This is a genomic window from Streptomyces calidiresistens (assembly GCF_014141525.1).
In the GTDB taxonomy this organism is placed as follows: Bacteria; Actinomycetota; Actinomycetes; order Streptomycetales; family Streptomycetaceae; genus Streptomyces; species Streptomyces calidiresistens.
Genome location: NZ_VKHS01000555.1, coordinates 1 through 3,758 on the forward strand (window position 1 = coordinate 1; position 3,758 = coordinate 3,758).

Below are 3,758 nucleotides of genomic sequence, written 5' to 3' on the forward strand. Positions count from 1 at the left end.
TGTATAAGAGACAGCCCCGACCCCCGCCGCCTCACCGTGCCCCTGCCGGTCACCGACCGCTTGCGCGGGGAACTGCGGGCCCGCCGCACGTCCGGCGACCCGGCCTTCGCCGACGCCGACCTCGAACTCCTGCGGGCCCTCGCCGCCCTGGCGGGCGCCGCCCTCACCCAGCAGGAACGCCTCGACGAGGCCCACCGCCTCGCCCGCACCGACCCGCTCACCGGGCTGGCCAACCGCCGCTGCGCCGACGACCGCCTCGCCGAGGCCCTGACCGAACACCACCGCGAGGGCACCTCCGTCCGCCTGGCCGTCTTCGACCTCAACGGCCTCAAGCAGGTCAACGACACCCTCGGCCACGCCACCGGCGACCGCCTGCTGCGCGCCTTCGCCGACCTGCTGTCGGAGAGCGCCCGCCGACTGCCCGGCGCCCTCGCCGCCCGTCTGGGCGGCGACGAGTTCTGCCTGCTGTCCGTCGGCGCCGACGGGGACGAACTCCTCGACGCCGCCCGCCACATCTGCCGCCGCGCGGCGGCGCCCGGCTTCGCCGGCATCCCGGGCCCGCCGGTGCCCCGCGGGGCAGCCGACGGCGGTTCGCCCCCGGAGGGCGACGCGCCCGCGCCCGACGGCGGGCCGCCCGCCGCCGGGCGCCCGGCCCGCCCCGCCCGCCCGGGGCGGATCGCGGGCGGGACCGGGGGCGCCGCCTGCGGACTGGCCGGCACCGACGAGGCCATCGGCCCGCCGCTGACCGCCCGCCGCCTGCTGCGCCTGGCCGACGCCGCCCAGTACCGGGCCAAGACCGACGGCCTGCTCGAACCCGTGGTGGCCGGTCGCGGCGACATCGGCCGCGAGGTGGTCCTGCTGGCCGACGCCGCCGGCCCCCGCACCCCCGACCGCCGGGCCCTGCGCGGCGCGGCCGGCAGCCGGAAGGCGGTCCGCGCCACACCCCGTGACGAGTCGCGATTCACCCCGTAGGGTGCCTGAATATGTCCATGCACACCGTGGTGGTGAACCCGGCCGGCACCACGCCGGCGGACGTCCTCGCCGTCGCCCGGCACGACGCCCGCGTCCGCATCCCCGACCGCACCCTGACCGCCGTCGCGGCCTCCCGTCGGATCATCGACGACCTCGCCGCCGGCTCCGACCCCGTCTACGGCGTCTCCACCGGCTTCGGCGCCCTGGCCGTCCGGCACATCGCTCCCGACCTGCGGGTCCGCCTCCAACACCACATCGTCCGCTCGCACGCCGCCGGCACCGGCCCCCGGGTCGAGCGGGAGGTGGTCAGGGCGCTGATGTTCCTGCGCCTGAAGACCCTGTGCTCCGGACGCACCGGCGTCCGCCCCGTCGTCGTCCGGGCCCTGGCCGACCTGCTCAACGCGGGCATCACCCCCGTGGTCCACGAGTACGGCTCGCTCGGCTGCTCCGGCGACCTCGCCCCGCTGGCCCACTGCGCCCTCACCCTCCTGGGCGAGGGGGAGGCCGAGGGGCCCGACGGCCGGATCCGCCCCGCCGCCGAACTGCTCGCCGAGCACGACCTCACCCCTCTCGAACTCCACGAGAAGGAAGGGCTGGCGCTGCTCAACGGCACCGACGGGATGCTCGGCATGCTCCTGATGGCCTGCGCCGACCTGGAGACCCTGCACACCGCCGCCGACATCACCGCCGCCCTGACGCTGGAGGCGCTGATGGGCACCGACCGCGTGCTGGACCCCGCCCTGCACGCACTGCGCCCGCATCCCGGACAGGCCGCCTCCGCCGCCGTCATGCGCCGTGTGCTGGCCGGCTCCGAACTCCTCGGCCACCACCAGGACGAGGAGCCGCGCGTCCAGGACGCCTACTCCGTGCGCTGCGCGCCGCAGGTCTCCGGCGCCGGCCGGGACACCCTCGCGCACGCCCGCCTGGTCGCCGAACGCGAACTCGCCGCCGCCGTGGACAACCCGGTCGTCCTCTTCGACGTCCTCGACGAGCCGGACGCCGCCCGGGTGGACAACCCCGACCGGGCGGGCATGGGGCGCGTGGAGTCCAACGGCAACTTCCACGGCGCCCCCGTCGGCTACGTGCTCGACTTCCTCGCCATCTCCGTCGCCGACCTGGCCTCGATCGCCGAACGCCGCACCGACCGGCTGCTGGACCGCCGGCGCTCGCACGGCCTGCCCGCCTTCCTCGCCGACGACCCGGGCGTGGACTCCGGGCTGATGATCGCCCAGTACACCCAGGCGGGGCTGGTCTCCGAGCTCAAGCGGCTCGCCGTACCCGCATCGGTGGACTCCATCCCCTCCTCGGCGATGCAGGAGGACCACGTCTCGATGGGCTGGTCCGCCGCCCGCAAGCTGCGCACCGCCGTGGACGGGCTGGCCCGGGTGATCGGCGTCGAGCTGTGCGCGGCGACCCGGGCCCTGGAGCTGCGGGAGACCGCCGAGGGGCTGCGGCCGGGGCCGGCGGCCCGGGCGGCGGTGGCCGCGCTGCGGGCGGCCGGGGTGCCGGGACCGGGGCCGGACCGCCATCTGGCGCCGGAACTGGAGACGGCGACGGGGTTCGTCCGTTCCGGGGCGCTCGCCCGGGCGGTGGAGGAGGTCACCGGTCCCCTGGTGCCTCCCGGCGAGTGAGCCCGGTCGGCCCCGGGACGGGGGCCCGAGGGGCCCGCGGCGATCGCACGAGGACCCCGGTGAGGGATCCCCGCCGGCCGAAAAGCGCCCCTCGGGCCGAGTACTGATGTGACGGGAATCACGTTTGGCGATCGGATGATCGGGGAAGTCCAATGCGGCGGAACCGGTCATTCCGATCGCCCTCCCCGCCCGCTCCCGGCGGCCCATCGAGCCGGGGGAACGATCGCGGGGGACGTTCCGGAAGCGAATCCCCGTCAGTCGGCGGGCGGCCGGGGCGCCGACGTCCCGGGCCCCTCCACGGACTCGCTCACCGTGCCGATCCCCGGCCCGCCGTCCCCCACATCCGGCCCGGCGTGCGCGGACGGCATCAACCACACCCCGCACAACACCACCGCGGACACCACCCCCGTCAACAGGGGGCGACGATCGGACATGCGGCGGTGCTCGGCCACGGGGGCTCCCGGGGATTGCTGCGGTTCGCGGGCGTGGTGAGCGATGTTACGGCGCGTCGCGGGTCGCGGGGAAGACTCGACCGGCCACGGGCATACCCTCACCCCCATGACACCAGAGGAAATCGGCCGGGTCAGGGTACGCGTCGACCTGCTCCTGGAGGTGGCCGACATCGAACGCCTCACCCGCACGGCGCTGGCGCGCATCCACGCCGACGAACTCCTCCCCGACGAGGAACGCGGCCCCGCCGGCGAGGCGGTCAGCCGCGACCCCGCGGAGGCCATCGCCTATCTCGTCGACCCCATCGAACTGGTCGACGGCCTGCCCGGCGTCGAACTGGCCCGCGCCTCCTGGAGCAGCGAGACCGTCGACGCGGACGACGAGGACTCCTGGCTCGACGACGAGTACGACGACGAGTACGAGGAGAACGGGCCCGACGGGAGCCCCGGAGCGGGGACCGACGGACACGGCCGGCTCAACGGCAGCGCCTGACACCCCTGCGGGCCGCGCCGCCCCGCACCGGCCCGTGTCGGCCGACGTCCTCCCCGCGCACCTCCCGACGCGGGACGCCGGTCGCGGTCGCCGATCGTTCCCGACCCCCGTTCGGGGCCGGTCGGCCCGCCGGTCCGCCGTCGGGTCGCGGTGGGGGTGCCGCCGGTCGGGTCGCCCCGCCGCTCACCCCGCGTCGGCCGCCCGCCCGTGCCC

The 3,758-nt window shown here is 76.5% G+C and carries 4 protein-coding genes; 3 read left to right on the plus strand and 1 reads right to left on the minus strand.

The genetic code is table 11. The features are described from left to right. Together FOE67_RS19435 and hutH are read left to right on the plus strand one after the other, a co-directional pair. The coding region (locus FOE67_RS19435; RefSeq protein ID WP_182666053.1) for a GGDEF domain-containing protein at positions 1-972 on the plus strand (972 nt) is incomplete at its 5' end. 11 nt (positions 973-983) lie between these two features. Beyond that, entirely contained in the window at positions 984-2,603 is a 1,620-nt protein-coding gene (gene hutH / locus FOE67_RS19440) for a histidine ammonia-lyase (protein WP_182666055.1), read from the plus strand. A gap of 254 nt (positions 2,604-2,857) precedes the next feature. On the opposite strand, the gene FOE67_RS19445 is transcribed toward hutH, so the two are convergent. Beyond that, positions 2,858-3,055 carry a hypothetical protein gene (locus FOE67_RS19445; protein ID WP_228474055.1) on the minus strand — a complete coding sequence of 66 codons (198 nt, stop codon included), beginning with the start codon at positions 3,053-3,055 and terminating at the stop codon, positions 2,858-2,860. Positions 3,056-3,161: 106 nt separating this feature from the next. Between FOE67_RS19445 and FOE67_RS19450 the strand changes: the two genes are divergently transcribed. Beyond that, positions 3,162-3,545, plus strand: a complete 384-nt coding sequence (locus FOE67_RS19450) for a hypothetical protein (RefSeq protein ID WP_182666058.1) — start codon at positions 3,162-3,164, stop codon at positions 3,543-3,545. Positions 3,546-3,758: the final 213 nt, after the last annotated feature.

Bases quoted from the DNA above. Each gene is read 5' to 3' on its own strand.
- FOE67_RS19450 (WP_182666058.1), top strand. From the start codon at position 3,162: ATGACACCAGAGGAAATCGGCCGGGTCAGGGTACGCGTCGACCTGCTC.
- hutH (WP_182666055.1), top strand. From the start codon at position 984: ATGTCCATGCACACCGTGGTGGTGAACCCGGCCGGCACCACGCCGGCG.